General features: G+C 66.5%; 2 protein-coding genes. Both read right to left on the bottom strand.

Annotated elements, in window-relative coordinates:
* Positions 1-1,284, bottom strand: coding sequence for a TRAP transporter large permease (locus QSG27_RS28845; RefSeq protein WP_306712277.1), 1,284 nt, complete (start codon positions 1,282-1,284; stop codon positions 1-3).
* Positions 1,275-1,748 (bottom strand): TRAP transporter small permease (locus QSG27_RS28840; RefSeq protein ID WP_306712276.1); only part of this gene is annotated, 474 nt, incomplete at its 5' end. The genes QSG27_RS28845 and QSG27_RS28840, both read right to left, overlap by 10 nt.

Below are 1,748 nucleotides of genomic sequence, written 5' to 3'. Positions count from 1 at the left end.
TCAGCGCATGAGGAGATGTGGGAGCCAGAGGGAGAAGGTTGGGACGTAGGTGACGAGGAGGAGAGTGACGAAGAGGGCGCCGTAGAAGGGAGTGATGGAGCGCATGACCTGGCCGACGGAGACCTCGCCGATGGCGCAGCCGATGAACTGGGTGGTGCCGACGGGCGGGGTGTTGAGGCCCAGCGCGCAGTTGATCAGCATGACGATGCCGAACTGCACGGGGTCCATGCCGTACTGCATGGCGATGGGCAGGAAGATCGGCGTGCAGATCAGGATGGTGCTGGCCATGTCCATGAAGGTGCCGAGCAGGAACAGGATGATGTTGATCAGCAGGAAGATGACCAGCGGGTTGGTCGAGATGCCGGCCATCAGCTCGCCGGTGATCTCGGCGACCTGGTAGAGGCCCATGATGTACTGGAACATCGTGGAGACGCCGATCAGCAGCAGGACGACGCCGGTGGTCTTGACCGTTTTGGCGGCGGCGGCCAGGAAATGCTCCCAGGTCAGGGTGCGGTAGACGAAGGTGGTGAGGAGCAGGGCGTAGATCACCGCGATGGAGGCGGACTCGGTGGCGGTGAAGACGCCCGAGGTGATGCCGGCCAGGATGATCACGACGATGAGCAGGCCGGGGGCGGCGGCGGCGAAGGAGCGGCCCAGGATCGCCCAGCCGGGGAAGCTGCCGGCGGGGTAGCCGCGGCGGACCGCGACGAAGTAGGCGGCGCCGAGGTTGCAGACCATGAGCAGCAGGGCCGGGACGATGCCCGCGGCGATCAGCGCGCCGATGGAGGCCTTGCCGCCGGCGGCCAGGGCGTAGATGATCATGTTGTGGCTGGTCGGCATCAGCGCGCCGACCAGCGCGGCGTGGGTGGTGACGTTGACCGCGTAGTCGGCGTGGTAGCCCTCGCGCTTCATCATCGGGATCATCACCGCCCCCATGGCCGAGACGTCGGCGACGGGGGATCCGGCGACGCCGCCGAACAGGGTGCAGGCCACCACGTTGGACATGCCGAGGCCGCCGCGGATGTGGCCGACCATGTTCTTGGCGGCGGCGACGATCTTGTCGGCGACGCCGCCGTGGAGCATCAGCTCGCCGGAGAAGACGAAGAAGGGGATGGCGAGGAAGGAGAAGACGTTCATGCCGGACATCATCTGCTGGAAGATGACGGCGACGGGGAGGCCCTCGTAGAGGATGGTGCACAGCGCCGACAGGCCGATGGCGAAGGCGACCGGGATGCCCAGCACGAGGAAGCCGAAGAAGGTGATGGAAAGGATGGTCAGTTCCATGATGGCGCGACCTCCTCGCCGCGGATGATGGCGACGACGTGTTCGATGGCGAAGAGCACGATCAGGACGCCGGAGAGCACGAGCGGGATGTAGCGGACGGCTTCGGAGACGTGCAGGTTGGGGATGTGATAGGCGGCGACGGAGGTGCCGAGGACCCAGCCGTTGTAGGCCATGCAGGCGCCGAAGACGCCGACCAGGGCGTAGATGACGATCTCGACCTTGCGGCGGATGGCGTCGGGCAGCATGACGAGGAAGGATTCCAGGCCGATGTGGCCGGCGTCGCGGACCCCGACGGCGGCGCCGATCAGGGTGACGTAGAGGACCAGCACGATGGCCAGGCTCTCCGCCCAGGTCGGCGAGTCGTTCAGCACGTAGCGGCCGAAGACCTGATAGAACACCACCGCCACGATGGCCATCAGGCCGACCATCGCCACGCACATCCCCGACCGCGCCAGACGCGCGTT

Source organism: Azospirillum isscasi (assembly GCF_030849505.1).
In the GTDB taxonomy this organism is placed as follows: domain Bacteria; phylum Pseudomonadota; class Alphaproteobacteria; order Azospirillales; family Azospirillaceae; genus Azospirillum; species Azospirillum isscasi.
This window is presented reverse-complemented; position numbering and strand designations above follow the sequence as displayed.

Coding starts and splice junctions, on each gene's coding strand:
- QSG27_RS28845 (WP_306712277.1), bottom strand. CDS start 1,284: ATGGAACTGACCATCCTTTCCATCACCTTCTTCGGCTTCCTCGTGCTG.